We start from the raw sequence: 18,942 nt of genomic DNA, 5'->3' as shown, positions 1-18,942 counted from the left end.
ACGACATGCATCAACTACAAAGGGATTTGTATGGAAGTTCGCGTTGCCAACGTGCGCAAGGAGTTCGAGCGGTTTCCGGCGCTCCATGACGTGTCGCTCGACATCAAGTCGGGCGAGCTGATCGCCTTGCTGGGGCCGTCCGGCTCCGGCAAGACGACGCTGCTCAGGCTGATCGCCGGGCTGGAACGGCCGACGCGCGGCAAGATCTTCTTCGGCGACGAGGATGCTTCGCAGAAGTCGATCCAGGAGCGCAATGTCGGCTTCGTCTTCCAGCACTATGCGCTGTTCCGGCACATGACGGTGGCCGACAATATCGGCTTCGGCTTGAAAGTCCGGCACGGATCCTCGCGGCCACCGGCGCAGGAAATCCGCCGCCGCGCTTCCGAACTTCTCGACCTCGTCCAGCTTTCGGGATTGGAGAAGCGCTATCCGGCGCAGCTCTCCGGCGGCCAGCGCCAGCGTGTCGCGCTGGCGCGTGCCATGGCGATCGAACCCAAGGTGCTTTTGCTCGACGAACCGTTCGGCGCGCTCGATGCGCAGGTGCGCCGCGAACTGCGCCGCTGGCTGCGCGAGATCCATGACCGCACCGGCCACACCACCGTCTTCGTCACCCATGACCAGGAAGAGGCGCTGGAGCTTGCCGACCGCGTCGTGGTGATGAGCCAGGGCCGCATCGAACAGGTCGGCACCGCCGACGACATCTACGACACGCCGAACTCGCCGTTCGTCTACGGCTTCATCGGCGAATCGAGCTCACTTCCCGTCAAGGTCGAGAATGGCGAAATCTGGCTTGCCGACCGCCCGATCGGCCTGTCGGCGCCGCATGCGCCCGAGGGCGAGGCGACGCTGTATTTTCGCCCGCACGATGTCGAACTGCTCGACGGCTGCAGCGGCTGCATCGCCGGCACGGTCGCCGCCAGCCGCCGCGTCGCCGGCACCCGGCGCGTCGAACTCGAAATCGGCGGCGAGCGCCAGCGGGTCGAGATCGAACTGCCTGTCGGCCATCCCGCGGCCCAGAAGAGCCGGGTGGCGTTCCGTCCGGGGCGTTGGAAGCTGTTTCCGGCGGCGTGAGACCACGGCGACTTTGGTATGCCAAAGGGACATCTCGCCCGATGGCAGTGACCTAATCTTTCATCCGCAATACAGCATGACCCTCTTGAAAGAAAATCCTACGATCCACCTGTTCGGGCAACAGTTTTTCTAGCAACAAGACCCAGGCCCTCGCCTCGATGCCTCGCCCCGCCCCCTGCGCCACGGCTATGGTTAGCGTACGCATTGCATCCGGAGCCTTTTTCATGAAGCGATTTTTCCTCGGCGTTGCCACTGTTGCCGGCCTGTTCCTCGCATCCTCCCAAGCCTGGTCGGCCGACAAGCTGCTCAACGCCTCCTATGACGTTGGCCGCGAACTGTTCGTCCAGGTCAACAAGGCCTTCGTCGCCGGGCATCCGGGCGTGACCGTCGACCAGTCGCATGCCGGCACCTCGGCGCAGGCGCGCGCCATCGCCGAGGGCCTTGGCGCCGATGTCGTCACCTTCAACCAGGTCACCGATGTCGATTTCCTGGTCAAGAAAGGGCTCGTCTCCGCCGACTGGCAGAAGGACTTTCCCGACAATGCCTCGCCCTTCTATTCGCTGCCTTCGTTCCTTGTGCGCGCCGGCAATCCCAAGCACATCAAGGACTGGAACGATCTGGTGCGCGACGACGTGCAGGTGATCTTCCCCAACCCGAAGACCTCCGGCAATGCGCGCTACACCTATCTGGCGGCCACTGCCTACGCCAAGGAAGCCTTCAAGGGCGACGATGCCAAGGTGAAGGAGTTCATCACCAAGCTGTTCAACAACGTGCCGATCTTCGACACGGGTGGCCGCGCCGCGACCACCACCTTCGTGCAGCGCGAGATCGGCGACGTGCTGATCACCTTCGAATCCGAGACGCGCGGCATCCGCAAGGAGTACGGCGACGACAAGTTCGAGCAGGTGACGCCCTCGGTCAGCCTGCTCGCCGAATTCCCGGTGGCGATCGTCGACAAGGTCGCCGACCAGCACGGCACGCGCGAACTGGCCAAGACCTATCTCGATTTCCTCTACACGCCGGAGGGCCAGGACATCCTCGCCCAGAACGGCAACCGGGTGCGTGATGCGGCCGTCGCCGCCAAATACAAGGCCGATTTCCCACAGGTACGCCTGCTGACTGTGGAAGACGTCTTCGGCGGCTGGGACAAGATCCAGAAAGAGCATTTCGCCCCGGGCGGCCTGCTCGACCAGGCCTATGGCAGCCGCTGACGGTTGCAGCATCGATTGCGTAGATGAGGAAAGCCGGCAACGAGCCGGCTTTCTTCGTTTCTGCCATCCGCCAGGACGAATACGGCGCCATCCCGGCAAAACGTTACAAAGAATCAACGCGTTTGTGCCTAACGTGCCATTCGGCGTCTTGTTTTCGCGAAATATCATCGCGCGGCGAAACCGTCATTATTTGCACACAAACAGCCGCCAGATGCGGGGTGGTTGGGGCTTCAACGGGTTGACTCGGGCATGCTGACAAAAAAAGGCAAATACGGCCTCAAGGCCCTCGTGCATCTTTCCGGCTTGCCGGTCGGCCAATTGGCCTTCGTCAACGACATCGCGGTCGCCAACAACATCCCGAAGAAATTCCTCGACGCCATCCTGGGCGAGTTGCGCAATGCCGGCTTCGTCCAAAGCCGCAAGGGCAAGGAAGGCGGCTATCGCCTCGCCCGCCCTGCCTCCGAGATCAAGATCGGCCATGTCGTACGCGTGCTGGACGGCCCGCTGGCGCCGATACCCTGCGCCAGCCGCACGCAGTACCAGCGCTGCGAGGATTGCGACGAGGCGACCTGCCAGGTCCGGCACATGATGCTGGAAGTGCGCCAGGCGATTGCCGAGGTGCTCGATAACAGAAGCCTCGCCGCCATGCGCGATGCCGATAACGACGATTTCCCGGTCGAGCTGTCGTCGCAGATTTAGATCGACGGCCAGGGGCGGCGTTTGTCATCGTAAGATTCCATGATCGCCCATGGCGATGCCATGACAGGCGACGGGTACCGGCTCATGAATTGGCCAGCAGATGCATTGCGTCCGCGACGACATCGGCGACGGGACGCGTCGCGTCGATCGTCAGCGCCCGCTCATCGTTGCCCGGCGGCTCCAGTATGGCGAACTGGCTGTCGACCAGGCTTGCCGGCATGAAATGGCCCTTGCGGCTGGCGACCCGCTGCCTCGCCGTCGCCGGGTCGATCTCCAGATAGAGGAAGATGAGGTCGGGGCAAAAACCGCGCAGGCGCTCGCGGTAGCTGCGCTTCAGCGCCGAGCAGGCCGCGACCACGCCCTGCCCTTCGCCGATCGACGTCGCGATGCGCTCGCCGATGGCGTCGAGCCAGCCTTCGCGCAACTGGTCGGTGAGCGGCTCGCCGCTTGCCATGCGCGCCACATTCTCCGGCGGATGCAGCCTGTCGCCTTCGATGAAGACGGCATCCAGTCCGGCCGCCAGCGCGATGCCGACAGCCGACTTGCCGCAACCGGCGACACCCATCACCACGATGGCCGGGGGCGCCGCGCGGGGAACGCCCGCCGGCGCCTGTGCTGCTTCTTCGTCCACGGCTAGAGCATGATGCCGAAAAGTGTGAAGCGGTTTTCGGACGACATCATGCTCTATCTCCTTGATTTAGAGGCGGATTCAGATTTCGGGTCGATTCGGCCTGGAATCATCCGGCTCTAGCGGCTTGCCGGCGCGCGGCCGTAGAGCAGCAGCATGGCGACGATGACGACGCCATAGATGATCTGCCGCCCCGCCTCCGGCATCTGCATGACCGACAGGATGGATTGCAGCAGCGTGATCAGGATGACGCCGGCGACGGTGCCGAGATAGGAGCCGCGCCCGCCCAGGATCGAGGTGCCGCCAAGCACCACGGCGGCGATCGATGGCAGCAAATACGCATCGCCCATTGACTGCGCCGCCTTCGAGGCATAGCCGGCCAGCAGCACGCCGCCGAAGGCCGACAGCCCGCCGGAGACGGCGAAGGCGATCATCACCACGCGCCTTGTGTCAATGCCGGAGAGATACGCGGCGCGCTCGCGGTTACCGATGCCGTAGACGGTGCGGCCAAAGCCGGTGCGGGTCAGCACGAAGACCATCGCGGCCCCGATCAGCGCCCAGATGATGACGGCGTTGGGAACGCCCGGAATGGCAAAGCCGGTGGCGAGGTAGCGCATCGCACCCGTGGCCGAATCCTGGGGCGAGAAGCCGCCGGTGTAGACCACCATCAGCCCTTGCGCGACGGCGTTGGTGGCGAGCGTGATGATCATCGAGGGAATGCGCAGATAGGCGACGCCGATGCCGTTGACGATGCCGATCAGCACGCCGCAGAAGATGCCGAACGGAATGGCCAGCGCCACGCCGAGCGGACCGTAGGCCGCCGCCGCGCAGGCCATCATCGCGCCCGCCGCAACCGACCATGGCACCGACAGGTCGATCTGGCCGAGCAGGATGACCAGCATCATGCCGGTGGCGATGACGCCGAGGAACGAGGCCACCTTCAATTGCTGCAGCAGATATTCAGGCGACAGGAAGCTTCTGGAATAGAGGCTGCCGAGGAACAGCAACAGCACGATGCAGGCGAACGCAGTCAGCACCGCCGGATCGGCGCGGCGGATGAATTTCGGCATGCGGCCGGCAATGCCGCCAAGCGTCGTTTCGCTCACAGGAACCACTCCAGCCGGTTGCGGACCCGAAACAGGGCGAAGGCGCCGAGGCTGACCGCGATCAGCAGGATAACGCCCTGGAACAGCGGCTGCCAGAGCGGATCGAAATCGAACACGAACAACAGATCGCCAATGGTGCGGAAGGCCAGCGCGCCGAAGATGGCGCCGATGGCGCTGCCCTTGCCGCCGAACAGCGAGACGCCGCCCAACACCACGGCGGCGATCGAAAACAGCGTGTAGGCGTTGCCGCTGGCATAGGCAGCATCGCCCGTATAGGTGAAAAAGGTCAGGAACAGCCCGCCGATCGCCGCCAGCAGCCCGGCCAGCGTGTAGGCGGCGAATTTGCCGCGCCTGATCGGCACGCCCGACATATAGGCCGCCGTCTCCGACGATCCTGCAGCGTAGGCAGCGCGGCCAAGCACCGAGCGGCTGAACGGCACCCAGATCAACAACACGATGGCGAACAGCACGACGAGGCTCGCCGGCACCACATCGAAGACGCGTCCGGTCATCGCATCGGCCAGATCCTCATTGACCGAGCCGCCCGGGAAGGGCCGCAGCAAAAGGCCGATGCCGTAATAGACGGCCCCGGTGGCGATGGTGGCGACGATCGGCTGCAGCCGGCCGTAGATGACGATGGCGCCGTTGACGGCGCCGCACAGAAGACCGACCGCCAGCACGGCGATGACGCCGAGCGTCGTCTGCATGGGCGTGCCCACCACCAGCCAGGAGGCCAGGCAGTTGGTCAGGAGAAAGATCATGCCGACGGATAGGTCGATGCCGGCAGTGATCACCACCAGCGTCTGCGCCATGGCGACGAAAGCGAGCAGCACGCCCTTGTTCGCCGCCGTCTGCACCACATTGGCGGTGAAGCCGGCCGGATGGTTCGAGGTGTAGATGATGAACATGACGATGAAGATGCCGAGCGCCAGCAGCGTTCCGCGCTGCTCCGCCAGCCAGTAGCGCCAATCCTTCACGCGCTTGCTCCCAGGCCCACCGGGCTCTCCTCGCCATGGATGTTGAGCGCGCTTGCAATCAGCGCCCGCTCGGTGATCTCGGCGCCGACCAGTTCGCGCTTGACCGCGCCGTCATAGAGCACCAGCACGCGGTCGCAGCAGCCGATCAGCTCGTCATAGTCGGTCGAATAGAACAGGATCGCGGCCCCGGCGTCCGCCAGCTTGCGCATCAGCTGATAGAGCTCCTGCTTGGTGCCGACATCGATGCCGCGCGTCGGATCGTTGAGCAGGATGATGCGCGGCTGGCGCATCAGCCATTTGGCGATGACCACCTTCTGCTGGTTGCCGCCCGAGAGCGCGCCGACCGGGATATCGAGACCCGCCGTCTTGATCGCGAGCAGGCCGACCATGTCGTCGATCAGCCGCTGCTCGGCGGCGCGGTCGATGATGCCGCCTTTGGACAGCCGGTCGAGCGCGGCGAAGGACAGGTTCTCACGCACTGTCATCGGCAGCATCAGTCCTTCGGTCTTGCGGTCTTCAGGAATGAGCGCCATCCCGATACGGTCCTCGCGGGCCGCCGCGGGACTGCTGATCGCCACCGGCTTGCCGTCGATCAGCACCTCGCCGGAAAGGCCGCGCAGCACACCGAAGAAGGCTAGCAGCAATTCGCGCTGGCCCTGGCCGTCGAGACCGCCGAGGCCGACCACCTCGCCTGCCCTGACGGTCAGCGAGATGTTGTGCAGCCGGTCGGTCCAGGAGAGCTTGCGGGCTTCAAGCCTGGGTGCGGCTGTAGCCGGCACGGCCGCCGGCTTGGGCGGGAAGATGTGACTGTATTCGCGGCCGATCATCAATTCGACCACCTCATTGTCGCTCTTGGAGCCGGCCTTGTAGCTGGCGACATTGCGGCCATTGCGGAACACCGTGCACTGATCGGCAAGTTCGGCGATCTCGTTCATGCGGTGCGAGATGTAGAGCAGTGCCAGCCCTTCCGCGCGCAGCCGCTTCAGGACGCCAAAAATCTTCGAGACATCCGCCGCCGTCAGCGCCGAGGTCGCCTCGTCGAGGATGAGAATGCGCGGCTTCCTGGCCAGCGCCTTGGCGATCTCGACCATCTGCCGGCGCGACAGCGGCAGATCCTTGACCAGCGCCAGCGGATGGATGTCGGCCGCGCCCGCGCGCGCCAGCGCCTCCTCGGCGATGCGTCGCTGTGCCCCGCGGTCGATCATGCCGAAGCGTTTGGGCGGATCGGAAATGACGATGTTGTCGGCGACACTGAGATCTGGAACCAGCGACAGCTCCTGGAAGATGCAGACGATGCCTGCCTGGTTGGCGGCGGCCGGTGACAGGAAGGTCACCTCCCGGCCATCCAGCGTCATGCGGCCCTCATCAGGCGCCACGACACCGGCCATGACCTTGATCAACGTCGACTTGCCGGCGCCGTTTTCGCCAAGGATGGCGTGGATGCTGCCGGATGTGACGACAAGCTCCGCCTTTTCCAGAGCTCGCACGCCACCATAGCGCTTGGATATGCCTTCCATCCGGAAGAGCGGAACCGCACTGTCCATCGGCCCTCCCCGGGGCGCTTTGATCATCAGCATATCAAGTGACCGGCGCCGCGGGAGATCCCACGGCGCCGGGATTGCAGCTACTGGTCCGCCTTGGTCTGGCCCATGATTTCCTGCGCGGTGAAATTAATGCCGCAGGTCGGGAAGGAATTGCCGACGAAGAAATTATCGGATTGGTCGGGGAAGAAATCCTGACCTGCCTTGAAGTTCGGATCCTCGACGATGGCAAGCGGCAGCTTGACCGACTGCGGGACGACATTGCCTTCAAGCGCTGCGATCGCCGTCTTGATGGCAACCGCCACCTGCGCCGGACCGGTACCGGCTGACGAGCATTTCAACCCGTCGGCCGCGTGGGCCGCGCAGAACTTGCGAAAGCCGTTCTCGGTCTCGCCGCCGAACGGCACGAAGGGATGCTTGGCATCGATCATCGCCTGCACGATACCGGTGTCGCCGCCCTGCCCGGTAACGCCGTCGAAGGGGCCGTTGGTGGCGATCGCATCGGCCGAAGCTTTTTGCGCGACGCCGTCGTCCCACTTGCCGACGACCTCGGTGACGGCCCATTTCTTGCCGGAGGCATCGAGAACCTCATGGATGCCGTTGTGGCGATCAGTGTCGACCGAGGTCCCGGCAACGCCGCGCACTTCGAGGATCTTGCCGCCATTCGGCACATGGGAAATCAACCATTTGCCCCACAGCTCGCCAAGACCCTTCTGGTCGACATTGACGTTGATGGCGTCCTTGGTGTCGAGAATGTTATCGAAGGCAACCAGCACGACGCCGGCTTCCTTGGCGCGCTTGATCACTGGCCCGAATGCGGTCGGGTTCTGCGCGTTGACAACGATCGCGTCATAACCGGAATCGATGAAGTTGTTGATCGCCGAAATCTGCGCCGGCACGTCCTCACCGGTCGAGACGACCTTGAATTCCTTCAGCTTCGCGGCGACGTCCTTCTGTGCCGCATAGGCCTTTGCGGTCTGCACCATCTGGATGCGCCAGGTGTTGGCGATATAGCCGTTGGCCAGCGCGATGCGGTACGGCCCGGCCTTCTTGGGGAACTTGAAGAATTGCGTGTCGGCTGCCCAGGGCGCGAAACAGTCAGGCTCGGCAGCCGGACCCTTGACGATTTCGGGACCCGCAGCAATCGCCGACGAGCTCAACATTACGAATGCAGTGGCGGCAACGATGCCACCGACGAGTGACTTGATCATCGATAATCCTCCCGATTGCAGTTCTGATTTGTTGCTTCAGTTTTATGCAATTCCCGCGTTTCCGGCAGGCCCTCCCGCCTTGCCCAGTCACGCCTGTCAGGTGCCAACGACCTTCGCGCCAACCTCCCCTTTGCCGTCCCCATCGACCGAAGAAAAACTATCATATTATACATAATAAACAAGCGTGAGCTGTTGCTTATGTATAATAAACAAGCGGAACACTTCGGACGCGAGGATCGCTCTGAAAAATGGTAGCGCTACCATAGCGTTGTGTAAAGCGCCATTTGAGCGCCTTCTAAAAAGCGGGTTCAGCGGGCTGTACTCTCGCGGCGCTTGAGCTCGAAGCCGAGATCGACGACCCGCTCCTGCGGTCGGTCACCGGCGATCGCCGCCAGCGCCATGGCGACGGCCCGCCTGCCGATTTCGTAGCGGTAGGTGCGGATGCTGGTGATCGAGGGAAACGCCACCTGCATCATGTCGAGATCGTTGAAACCGACAATGCCGATGGTCTTGGGCACATCGATCGCGGCGCGATGGCACTCGAACAGCACGCCGAGCGCGATATCGTCATTGTTGCAGAACACGCCGTCGAGCGTCGGCATCTTGGCCAGGGCATCGCGGAACAATTCGCGGCCGAGCGGCACGCTGGACAGCACCGGCGTGGTGGTGACCAGGCGCGGATCGAACAGTCCGGCCTTCTCCATCGCCGCGCGGTAGCCGGCAAGGCGTCGCTGCGAGCGCGGGTCCATGCGCGCACCGATGAAGCCGATGCGGCGATACCCCATCTCGATCAGGTGCTCGGTCGCCGTCCTGCCGCCGTCGAGATGCGAGAAGCCGACCATCATGTCGATGGGATCGGGCCCGGTCTCCATCACCTGCACCACCGGGCAGCCGGCATTCTCCAGAAGTTTTCGCGAGGTTGGCGTCTGGTCGATGCCGGCGACGATCAATGCTGCCGGCCGCTGCGAGCCGAACAGCTGCAAGAGTCGCTCCTCCTCGAGCCCGGAATAGTGGGTGTTGCCAAGCTGGATGCGGAACGGACTGTCCGACAGGCTGTCATAGATGCCGCGCACCACCTCGGCGAAGACGTTGTTGGTGAGCGATGGCACCAGCACGCCGAACACCTCGGCACGCGCCGAAGCCAGCGCCCGCGCATTGGGGTCCGGCACATAGCCGAGTTCGTCGATGGCGGCCTGGATCTGGCGGCGCAGATCCTGGCTGACGCGCTCCGGCTCGCGCAGCGCCCGCGACACTGTGATGGCGCCGACGCCGGCCTTGCGCGCGACATCCGATATGGTCGGGCGGCCGCCGCCCCGGCGCGCGCGCGGCTTGATCAAGGCCACCGCCCGCGCATATGGCCGCCGAAGCGCGCCCGCAATACGATCATCTGAGCTGTCGCCATCTCACCGGCCTGTTGCCGCAACCCTTTGCCTCTGGGGTCGCGCAGCCCTTGCCCATTGTCAAGCCGAGGCGCGCCTCAGGCTGCCATGACGGCCCTGCCCCTTGCCTTCCACATGAACAGCCCTATCGCCACTATGTTCAGCAAATTCCAGGCGATGCCATTGAGGAAGGCTACGGCGTAGGAGCCGGTCAGGTCGTAGATCCAGCCCGACATCCAGCCGCCGATCGCCATGCCGAAGATCGTCGCCATCATGACGATGCCGATACGCTGGCCGGCCTCCTTGGCCGGCAGATATTCGCGCACGATGATCGCATAGCAGGGCACGATGCCGCCTTGCGACAGGCCGAATACCAGCGACACGACATAGAGCGAGGCGAGCCCGTCGAACGGAATATAGAACAGCAGCGACAGGCATTGCAGCACCGAGCCGATGACCAGGGTCTTGGCGCCGCCGATGCGATCGGCAACGAAGCCCGAGGCAAGCCGGCTGACGACGCCCGCCGCCATCATGATCGACAGCATGTCGGCGCCATGCGCAATGCCGTATCCAAGATCCATGCAATAGGCGACGATGTGCACCTGCGGCATCGACATCGCCACGCAGCAGCCAAGGCCGGCGATAACCAGCAGCGCCTGCAGCGCCGCCGGCGACATTGGAATCGGTTGCACAGACCGGCTTCCCGGCGACCCAGCAGCGGCAGCCTCCGGAGCGCCGCGCCGCAGCATCAGCACCAGCGGCACCATGGTGACCAGGCAGAAGATGCCGATGGCCGCATAGGTGAAGCGCCAGCCTTCCACCTTGATCAGCGTCGGCATGATGGTCGGCCAGAGCGCGCCGGCGAGGTAATTGCCCGCCGCCGCCGCCGTTACCGCGACGCCGCGCCGGCGGTTGAACCAGTGCGAGATGTCGGCGATGAGCGGCCCGAAGATCACTGACGTGCCAACACCGATCAGCACACCCTGGGCAAGGGTGAATTGCAGGATCGAGGTCGAAAGTGCGGCAAGCAGGAGGCCGGCCGAGAGTGCTACGGAGGAAATCAGCGCCGGGATCCAATACCCCATGCGATCGATGGCGCGGCCGACCAGCACATTGCCGGCGGCGAAGCCCACCATGGTCGCTGTGTAGGGCATGGATGCCGCGGCTCGGTCGACGCCGAACTCGGCCTGCGCCGCAGGCAGCACCACCACGACGGCCCACATGCCGACCGCACCGATCGTCGCCAGCACCATCGAGATGGCCAGGCGCATCCAGGCGTAGGAACTGTCGATGCCGGGGCTCGGCCGGCTCAAGTCGGTTCGGGTCAAAGGCGTTTCCTGTCGACGGTTACGAAAACCGGCTGCCGTTTGCGCCACTATCGGCGCATTCTCGGGACGCAGCAGCGCCACGGCGGGCAAATCCGTGGCTCCAGAGCGGACAAGAAAGCGGGAACCGACGCCGATGTCTGGAGTTTTCCGATCATCAAGCCGCAAAGGAGTCCCAGCCATGACCGCTGCCAGGCAGAAATGGTCGGCCGAGGTGACCGAGCACAGCGACGCCATGGATCTCGAGGATCACGTCTTCGAGTCCGACGATGCCAGGAAGATCGCCGCCTCGCTCAAACGGTCGGCCGAACACAGCCATCGCCGCAAGGCCGAACCTTTCCAATCCGCCATGTCGATGCTGAATTTCTACATCAACCGCGCCGGCAAGAACCTGCCCGCCACGCGCAGGCGAGTGCTTGAGCGCGCCAAGGACGAACTGCGCGTGGCCTTCGGGCGCGAGAAGGAAGATTAGCTCCGGCCTCGGGTGTGTTGAGATTCAGGTCAGGCCGAGCCGAGAAAAACTGCCGCTCGCAGGCCGGCGTCACCTGAATATCAACAACCTAGCGCGACTTGATCACGTTGTCGGTGTTGGCGAGCAGCTTGCGCACCGCGGCGCGCGCCGCGTCCGGGCGTTGCAGCCGGATGTTCTTCTCGATCGCCTCATGCAGCTTCTGCACGTGATTGAGGTCGTCGACCGCTCGTGTGGTGAAGGTGAAGAGATGGTCGAATGCCGACTCGATGAGCACGCCGAGCGGCACCAGGAGGTCGTTGCCGGAAGCCCGCAGGATGGCCAGGTGAAAACGCGTATCGGCGCGCGTGCGCTCCTGCAGGCTGGCCGCCTCCCCCATCTCGCGGCAGGCCTGGCTGATCTCGGCCATCTGCTCGTCGGTCCGACGCATGGCGGCGAAGGCGGTGGCTTCCGGTTCGATGATGTGGCGGAACTCCTGCACCGTCTTGAGGAACACCTCGCGGTCGGGCGACGTCGCGTACCAGGCGAGCACGTCGCGGTCGAGCAGGTTCCAGCGTTCCCTGGGCTCGACCCAGCTGCCGATCTTGGGGCGCGAGGCCAAGAGGCTCTTGGCCATCAGCATCTTGATCGCCTCGCGCACCGCCGACCGGCTGACGCTGAAGGTTTCCGACCATTTCGCCTCATTGGGCAGGATGGTGCCGGGCGGGTAGTCGCCGCGCACGATCCGCAGGCCAATTTCGCTGGCCAGCGACGTGTGCACGCTGGCGCCGGGAATGCGCGCCGCATCGGATCGGCGAACGCCGGGCTGGCGCTCGGCGGATGCCGGCTTTTTCGGCGCTCTTTCCTTGTTCGGCTTTGCGTCCCGCATGGACTTCAGAAAGGCCGGTTTGCGGAACCTGTCAAGCGCGGCGCGGGCGCTGGGCCGCAAAGCCCGCTTCTATGCACAACCCAGCCGCGATTTTATCCCCGTTCGGCCTATTTGACATATTTGCGCCAGCTATGCTCCGGACGGAAGTCGAGCATGTCTCGCGCCTTGCGATTGGAAAGCAGCGTCTCGTATTCGCCGAGTTCGGCCTTGACCGGCACATCGGGATAAAACCGCCGCAAAAGTTCGGCCGTCGGCAGGTCGGACGAAGTGTCGTCATTGGCGGCGTTGAACACCTGGTAGCCGAGCCCGTCCTTCTCGATGGCGCGCAGCGTGATCTGGCCGAGATCGCGCGCGTCGACATAGCTCCAGGCGATGCGCTTGCGGAAACCCGGATCGGCGAACCATTTCGGGAACAGCGAATATTCATGCGGCTCGATGACATTGCCGATGCGCAAGGCATAGATGTCGGTGCCATTGCGCTGCGCGAAGGCTCGCGCCGTCTTCTCGTTGACGACCTTGGACAGCGCATAACTGTCCATTGGGTCGACGTCATACTCCTCGTCGAGTGGGAAATATTTGGGGTCACGCGGCTCGTTGGCGAACACTAGGCCGTAGGTCGTCTCCGAGGAAGCGACGATCACCTTGCGGATGCCGAGCTTCACCGCGGCCTCGATGACATTGTAGGTGCCCATCGCATTGATGCGGAACACTTCATTGTCCGGCGTGATCATGATGCGCGGGATGGCGGCGAAATGCACCACCGCATCCACCGGTTGCGGGCGCAGCGACGGGTCGAATTCGTGCAATCCCATATAGCTCGACAGCGCGTTGAACACCTGCCCGCTATCGGTGATGTCGGTGATCAGCGTGCGCACCTTGGGATTGTCGAGCGGCTTGGTGTCGATGTTGAGCACCTGACAGCCCTGTTCGACAAGATATTGCACGACATGACGCCCAGCCTTGCCGCTGCCGCCGGTGAACATGATCCGCTTCGTCATTCTGGTCTCCATGACAGGCTCTGGAATTGCCGTCTATTGTCAGACAATATTGCTTTCTGCAACCGCATATGGCTAAAACAGCGACGCAATTATCGATAATCCGGAATAGGACGACGACATGAACACCACCACCGCGCGCGAAAAGATCGGCTTCATCGGCCTTGGCCTGATGGGGCACGGCATTGCCAAGAACATCGTCGACAAGGGCTATCCCCTGACATTCCTTGGCCGCAAGAACCGCAAGCCGGCAGAGGACCTTCTTGGCCGCGGCGCCAAGGAAGCGTCGACCTCGCACGATGTGGCAGTGGCGTCCGATATCGCCTTCATCTGCGTCACCGGTTCGCGCGAAGTGGAGGCCATCATCCGAGGCCCCGGCGGCCTCAAGGAAGGCTTGAAGAAAGGCTCGGTCGTTGTCGATTGTTCGACCTCGGACCCAGTCTCTACCGTGGCGCTTGCGGCCGAACTCAAGGCGCTGGGCATCGACTTTGTCGACGCGCCGCTGAGTCGCACGCCGAAAGAAGCCTGGGAAGGCACGCTCGACGCCATGGTCGGCGCACCCGACGCCGTCTTTGCAAGGGTCAAGCCGGTGATCGAGACCTGGGCCGGCCGCATCGTGCATATCGGCGACACCGGCGATGGCCACCGCATGAAGCTGCTCAACAATTTCATCTCGCTGGGCTACGCCGCCATCTATTCCGAGGCGCTGGCCCTGGCCGAAAAGGTCGGCATCTCGCCACCGCGTTTCGACAGCGTCATCCGCAATGGCCGCATGGATTGCGGCTTCTACCAGACCTTCATGCGCTGGACACTGGAAGGCGACCGCGACGCCCACAAATTCACCATCGCCAACGCCTTCAAGGACCTGACTTATCTGGAATCGATGGCGGGTGCCGCCGGCATCGCCAACCCGCTCGGCAACGCCACCAAGAACTCCTTCGCCGGCGCCCATGCCACCGGCCCGGCCGAACAGTTCGTGCCGATGCTGGCGACCCATATCGGCAAGGTCAACGGCGTCGATCTGATGCCGACCAAGGATGGCAAGAAGCAGACGATCTAAGGCTGTAACTCTTTGTTTGACGCAATTCCCCAGGGAAAGCGCTATGCGCTTTTCCCGGGAAAACCGTTTCACACTTTTCCTGGAATTGCTCTAACCGCCGGACGGCTACCGCCGCCGGCTGCCGATCCCCTCATCGGTGTCGGCAAGCAGCTTGTGCACGGCATTGCGCGCCGCCGCCGGCCGTTGCAGGCGGATGTTCTTCTCGATCGCCTCGTGCAGTTTCTGCGCCCGGGTCTGGTCGCTGATCTGGCGTGTCGTGAAGACGAAGAGATGGTCGAGCGCGGACTCGATCAGCACGCCGAGCGGCACCAGAAGGTCGTTGCCCGAGGCCCGCAGGATGGCGAGGTGGAACCGTGTGTCGGCACGGATGCGTTCCGGCAGGTTCGCAGCCTCGCCCATCTCGCGGCAGGCCAGGCTGATCTCGGCCATCTGCTCGTCGCTGCGCCGCATGGCGGCAAAGGCGGATGCTTCCGGTTCGATGATATGGCGGAACTCCTGCACGGTGCGCAGGAAGGTTTCACGGTCGGGTGCGGTCGCGTACCAGGCGAGCACGTCGCGGTCGAGCAGGTTCCAGCGCTCCTTCGGTTCGACCCAACTGCCGATCTTGGGACGTGATGCCAAAAGACTCTTGGCCATCAGCATTTTGATCGCCTCGCGCACCGCCGAGCGGCTGACGTTGAACGTCTCGGCCCATTTGGCCTCGTTGGGCAGGATGCTGCCGGGCGGATAGTCGCCGCGCACGATCCGCAGACCAATCTCGCTGGCGAGCGAGGCATGAACACTGGACCCGGGAAAGTGCGCCGCATCCGCTCTGCGCACGACCGCCGGATCGCGGCTGGCTTGCGCCTTGGCCCGGCTGGCTTGCTTCTTTGCCTTGTCCTGGGGCATCCACGTTCCAATACGGTCGACCGCCTGTCGCCCGGAGATACTCCGAACCCTGTGGCGCGCCGATCCCGTCACCGAAAAATCCAAACCACGGACGCGTCGAGGCCGGAGCCTGTTGCCCCTTGCCACGGCGTCTCGCTCAGGAATTGACGGGGCGCCCGTCAGACGGGCGCCCCGGATCGAAAGACCTATTTCTGGATGCAGGTGTCGACCGTGTCCTTGGTGCACTCATCGAGGCCGGTGAAGACCGGATCGTCGACCTTCTTGCCCGTGATCAGGTCGATCATCACCGACGGCGCCTTGTAGCCCATTTCAAAGGGCCGCTGGCCGACCAGCGCGGTGACCAGGCCGTCCTTGGCGATCGCCACTTCGTCGCCGATCGTGTCGGCGGCGCCGATGACGAAGTCGTTCTTGGCCAGCCGGTCCTTCAGCGGTCCAACCAGGTCACGATAAGGCTGCGGCGCGCCGAACAGCGGCCAACCGCCCATGATGCCGAAGGCGTCGAGCTTGGGGTTGGCGGCGAGGATGTCCGTCATCGCCTGAACGCCCTTGGCGCCGTCGTCGTTGGTGAACACCGGGCAGCCGGCGACTTCCGTCCATCCGCCTTCACCGGCAAGTGTCGCGAGACCTTCCTTGCCCGTCAGAGCGTCGCGCATGCCTTGTGCGCGGCGCAGGATGTTGTCGGCAGCCGGATTGCCTTCGATCGTGCAGATCGTGCCGCCATTCGGCTTGGCCTTCTTGATGTACTCGCCGATCTTCTTGCCCATCAGATAGTTGTCGGTGCCGAGATAGGTCTTGCGAAGGGCTGCATCTTCCTTGGCAAGGTCGGCGTCGACGGTCATGATCGGGATCGACGGATTGGCGCTCTTGATCGTCTGCGCGATCAGCGGCGCGTTGGACGGCGAAATCGCCATCGCCACCGTGTCGGGCTTGCTCAGCATATCCTGGACGATCTGCGCCTCGCCAGCCTCGTCGGAAGTCGACGCCGGACCGGTGTAGAAGCACGCATATTCCGAACTCGCGTTCTCCTTGTTCCATTTCTCGCAGCCCTGATGGATGGCTTCGAAGAATGGATTGTCGAGACCTTTCACCACGATGACGAGCTGCTTCTTGGCCAAAGCCGGCCCGGCGCCCAGCGCCATGGCGGCGACGGCGGCGAGCAATACTGTTTTCCTCATGTCAGTCCTCCCTTGGAAACAGACGGACACGGCGTGCCCGCCATACAAATCGACCTGATGCGAGATGGCAGAGCCAACGCTCGTGCCGCCGTGCAAGGCCGATAAGCATTTTCAGATGCGACCGGACCGCCAACATGCCGGAACGGCCGATAACCTCCCACCGGTCCCGCCGCAACAATGGTTTGGGACCGGATATCTTTCTCCGACCGTCAACTAATAACGGCGCGGCGCCAACGTCAATTGCTATTTGTCCTACAAAACGGATTTTTCAGAGGCACATGTCGCTATTCGTCTGACAAATAGCCCATTTCGACAATTGACGCCCGTGCGGGCATTCGCGTAAATGCCGAAGATCGTTGCTTCCGGGAGGAATGGGGAGCACGATATCGGAGCTGCGACCTGGAAAAGGCATGCAGCAAGACATGGGAGGCAACAGGCTGGTGGCGGTTCTCGAACTCACCAACATCTCGAAGCATTTTGGCGCCATCCAGGCTGTCAACGACGTGTCGCTGTCGATCGAACCCGGCCAGGTCGTCGGCCTGATGGGCGACAATGGCGCCGGCAAGTCGACGCTGGTCAAGATGATCGCCGGCAATTTCCATCCGAGCCATGGCACCATGCGCATGGACGACAAGGAATTGATCCTGAACAAGCCGGCGGAAGCCCGCCAGCACGGCATCGAGATCGTCCACCAGGATCTTGCGCTCTGCAACAATCTGACAGCGGCCGCCAATGTCTATCTCGGCCGCGAGTTGCGGCGCGGCGTCGGTCCATTCCGCATCCTCGACTATGCCGCGATGTACAAGCGCGCCGGCCAACTCTTCGCCGAGCTGAAGTCCGAGACCCGCCCGCGCGATCTCGTCAAGCAGATGTCGGGCGGCCAGCGCCAGGCGGTTGCGATCGCCCGCACAATGCTGTCGCAGGCCAAGATCGTGCTGATGGACGAACCGACGGCGGCGATCTCGGTCAGGCAAGTCGCCGAAGTGCTCAACCTGATCCGCCATCTGCGCGACCAGGGCATAGCGGTGGTGCTGATCAGCCACCGCATGCCCGACGTGTTCGACGTCGCCGACCGCGTCATCGTCATGCGGCGCGGACGCAAGGTCGCCGACAAGGCAATCGCGTCGAGCTCGCCCGAGGAGGTCACCGGGCTCATCACTGGCGCCATCGAGCAGGTCTCGTGAGCGCGGCTAATCCGGATTTCACCAGGCTGGCGTGCATCGCCGCCGGCAGGAAAGGTCGATAATGGCAGTCACCCTTGATCAGACGATCGCGCAGAAGCAGCACACTTTCCTGTCGCGGCTGTTCTCCACCCAGACCTTCTGGGTGGTGATCGCCGTCATCCTCGCCTGCATCTTCCTGTCGTTCGCCACCGACGCTTTCGCAACCTCGAAGAACCTCTACAACATCACCCGCAACATCACCTTCGTCGCCATCGTCGCGCTCGGCATGACCTTCGTCATCATCACCGGCGGCATCGATCTGTCGGTCGGCTCGGTACTGTGCCTGTCGTCGATGGTGCTGGCCGTCACCATGCATGCCGGCTATTCGATCGAAATCGGCATCCTGGCCTCGATCGCCACCGCGCTCGCCATCGGTGCCTTCAACGGCATCCTGACCGCCTATCTCGGCTTTCCACCTTTCGTGGTGACGCTCGGCATGCTGTCGATTGCCCGCAGCCTGGCCATGGTCGCCTCCAACAACACCGTCGTCTTCCAGTTCGGGCCGGACCATGACAAGCTGCTGGCGCTCGGCGGCGGCGCCTGGGTGTTCGGCATCGCCAATCCGGTGCTCTACATGATCCTTTTGGCGCTGATCACCGGCTTCATCCTGCGCTGGACCAAGTTCGGCCGGCACATCTTCGCCATTGGCGGCAACGAGCACGCGGCAACGCTGACCGGCGTCCCAGTGAAGCAGATCAAGGTAGCCGTCTACATGATATCGGCGCTGTCGGCGGGAATTGCCGGGATCATCCAGACCGGCTGGCTCGGCGCCGTCACCACCAATCTCGGCACCGGCATGGAGCTGCAGGTCATCGCCGCCACCGTCATCGGCGGCGCCAACCTGGCCGGCGGCGTCGGCACCGCCTTCGGCGCCATTGTCGGCGCGGCCCTCATCGAGGTCATCCGCAACAGCCTTGGCCTGCTTGGCATCAATGCCTTTTGGCAAGGCACCTTCATCGGCGGCGCCATCCTGCTGGCGGTGCTGTTCGACCGCATCCGCAATTTCAGGCGCAACGACTGACATTTAAGTGCCTGTCCTTCTCCCTCATGGGAGAAGGACATTGCCAAGCGCTGTTCGTTCCGGTTCCTATCGCTCAGTCTGAAAATCAGCCGGAG

At 63.5% G+C, this 18,942-nt stretch carries 19 protein-coding genes; 7 read left to right on the top strand and 12 right to left on the bottom strand.

Annotation, left to right across the window (positions count from 1 at the left end):
- Window positions 1-30: 30 nt before the first annotated feature.
- A complete protein-coding gene (locus tag CK226_RS00850) occupies window positions 31-1,071 on the top strand; it encodes a sulfate/molybdate ABC transporter ATP-binding protein (RefSeq protein ID WP_010910344.1) in 1,041 nt (346 codons plus the stop codon).
- Between the two features lie 52 nt (window positions 1,072-1,123).
- On the opposite strand, the gene CK226_RS34705 is transcribed toward CK226_RS00850, so the two are convergent.
- Window positions 1,124-1,297 (bottom strand): hypothetical protein, encoded by a 174-nt coding sequence (locus CK226_RS34705; protein WP_179300942.1) that lies wholly within the window; start codon window positions 1,295-1,297, stop codon window positions 1,124-1,126.
- On the opposite strand from CK226_RS34705, the gene CK226_RS00845 reads away from it, so the two are divergent.
- Window positions 1,296-2,282, top strand: coding sequence for a sulfate ABC transporter substrate-binding protein (locus CK226_RS00845; RefSeq protein WP_095790761.1), 987 nt, complete (start codon window positions 1,296-1,298; stop codon window positions 2,280-2,282). The two genes, CK226_RS34705 and CK226_RS00845, sit on opposite strands and share 2 nt — an antisense overlap.
- 249 nt (window positions 2,283-2,531) lie before the next feature.
- On the top strand, window positions 2,532-2,981 hold the full coding sequence (locus CK226_RS00840) for an Rrf2 family transcriptional regulator (RefSeq protein ID WP_095773862.1): 450 nt from the start codon (window positions 2,532-2,534) through the stop codon (window positions 2,979-2,981).
- Between the two features lie 82 nt (window positions 2,982-3,063).
- On the opposite strand, the gene CK226_RS00835 is transcribed toward CK226_RS00840, so the two are convergent.
- From CK226_RS00835 to CK226_RS00805, 7 genes are all read right to left on the bottom strand, one after another.
- Window positions 3,064-3,612 (bottom strand): gluconokinase, encoded by a 549-nt coding sequence (locus tag CK226_RS00835; protein WP_095790760.1) that lies wholly within the window; start codon window positions 3,610-3,612, stop codon window positions 3,064-3,066.
- 116 nt (window positions 3,613-3,728) lie between these two features.
- Window positions 3,729-4,715 (bottom strand): ABC transporter permease, encoded by a 987-nt coding sequence (locus CK226_RS00830; protein ID WP_095790759.1) that lies wholly within the window; start codon window positions 4,713-4,715, stop codon window positions 3,729-3,731.
- Complete coding sequence (locus CK226_RS00825) at window positions 4,712-5,692, bottom strand: ABC transporter permease (protein ID WP_095773859.1); 981 nt, start codon at window positions 5,690-5,692, stop codon at window positions 4,712-4,714. Before CK226_RS00825 ends, CK226_RS00830 begins: the two co-directional genes overlap by 4 nt.
- Window positions 5,689-7,236: a sugar ABC transporter ATP-binding protein gene (locus CK226_RS00820; RefSeq protein ID WP_095787681.1), complete on the bottom strand. Its 1,548-nt coding sequence runs from the start codon at window positions 7,234-7,236 to the stop codon at window positions 5,689-5,691. Before CK226_RS00820 ends, CK226_RS00825 begins: the two co-directional genes overlap by 4 nt.
- Window positions 7,237-7,316: 80 nt before the next feature.
- Window positions 7,317-8,444 (bottom strand): sugar ABC transporter substrate-binding protein, encoded by a 1,128-nt coding sequence (locus tag CK226_RS00815; protein WP_095773858.1) that lies wholly within the window; start codon window positions 8,442-8,444, stop codon window positions 7,317-7,319.
- A gap of 308 nt (window positions 8,445-8,752) precedes the next feature.
- On the bottom strand, window positions 8,753-9,781 hold the full coding sequence (locus CK226_RS00810) for a LacI family DNA-binding transcriptional regulator (RefSeq protein WP_095791050.1): 1,029 nt from the start codon (window positions 9,779-9,781) through the stop codon (window positions 8,753-8,755).
- A gap of 140 nt (window positions 9,782-9,921) precedes the next feature.
- Window positions 9,922-11,151, bottom strand: a complete 1,230-nt coding sequence (locus tag CK226_RS00805) for an MFS transporter (RefSeq protein WP_095790758.1) — start codon at window positions 11,149-11,151, stop codon at window positions 9,922-9,924.
- Between the two features lie 178 nt (window positions 11,152-11,329).
- On the opposite strand from CK226_RS00805, the gene CK226_RS00800 reads away from it, so the two are divergent.
- The gene (locus CK226_RS00800) at window positions 11,330-11,620 is read left to right on the top strand and encodes a DUF3175 domain-containing protein (RefSeq protein WP_179296478.1); all 291 of its coding nucleotides are present in this window, start codon (window positions 11,330-11,332) and stop codon (window positions 11,618-11,620) included.
- 88 nt (window positions 11,621-11,708) lie between these two features.
- On the opposite strand, the gene CK226_RS00795 is transcribed toward CK226_RS00800, so the two are convergent.
- Together CK226_RS00795 and CK226_RS00790 are read right to left on the bottom strand one after the other, a co-directional pair.
- Window positions 11,709-12,485: a FadR/GntR family transcriptional regulator gene (locus CK226_RS00795; protein WP_095791049.1), complete on the bottom strand. Its 777-nt coding sequence runs from the start codon at window positions 12,483-12,485 to the stop codon at window positions 11,709-11,711.
- A 107-nt stretch (window positions 12,486-12,592) separates the two neighbouring features.
- Window positions 12,593-13,483 carry an NAD(P)-dependent oxidoreductase gene (locus CK226_RS00790; protein ID WP_095774024.1) on the bottom strand — a complete coding sequence of 297 codons (891 nt, stop codon included), beginning with the start codon at window positions 13,481-13,483 and terminating at the stop codon, window positions 12,593-12,595.
- Between the two features lie 118 nt (window positions 13,484-13,601).
- Here CK226_RS00790 and CK226_RS00785 point away from each other — a divergent pair, with 118 nt between their 5' ends.
- The gene (locus CK226_RS00785; protein ID WP_095790757.1) at window positions 13,602-14,540 is read left to right on the top strand and encodes an NAD(P)-dependent oxidoreductase; all 939 of its coding nucleotides are present in this window, start codon (window positions 13,602-13,604) and stop codon (window positions 14,538-14,540) included.
- Between the two features lie 105 nt (window positions 14,541-14,645).
- Here the strand turns inward: CK226_RS00785 and CK226_RS00780 are convergent, their stop codons facing one another.
- Together CK226_RS00780 and CK226_RS00775 are read right to left on the bottom strand one after the other, a co-directional pair.
- Window positions 14,646-15,428, bottom strand: a complete 783-nt coding sequence (locus CK226_RS00780; protein WP_095787676.1) for a FadR/GntR family transcriptional regulator — start codon at window positions 15,426-15,428, stop codon at window positions 14,646-14,648.
- A gap of 185 nt (window positions 15,429-15,613) precedes the next feature.
- Entirely contained in the window at window positions 15,614-16,603 is a 990-nt protein-coding gene (locus tag CK226_RS00775; RefSeq protein WP_095773853.1) for a sugar-binding protein, read from the bottom strand.
- A 440-nt stretch (window positions 16,604-17,043) separates the two neighbouring features.
- Here CK226_RS00775 and CK226_RS00770 point away from each other — a divergent pair, with 440 nt between their 5' ends.
- Window positions 17,044-17,787 (top strand): ATP-binding cassette domain-containing protein, encoded by a 744-nt coding sequence (locus CK226_RS00770; protein WP_027047043.1) that lies wholly within the window; start codon window positions 17,044-17,046, stop codon window positions 17,785-17,787.
- Between the two features lie 61 nt (window positions 17,788-17,848).
- Window positions 17,849-18,847 (top strand): ABC transporter permease, encoded by a 999-nt coding sequence (locus tag CK226_RS00765; protein WP_095773852.1) that lies wholly within the window; start codon window positions 17,849-17,851, stop codon window positions 18,845-18,847.
- The last annotated feature ends 95 nt before the right edge of the window (window positions 18,848-18,942 follow it).

This window comes from Mesorhizobium sp. WSM4311 (assembly GCF_002295115.1).
Classification (GTDB): Bacteria; Pseudomonadota; Alphaproteobacteria; order Rhizobiales; family Rhizobiaceae; genus Mesorhizobium.
This window is presented reverse-complemented; position numbering and strand designations above follow the sequence as displayed.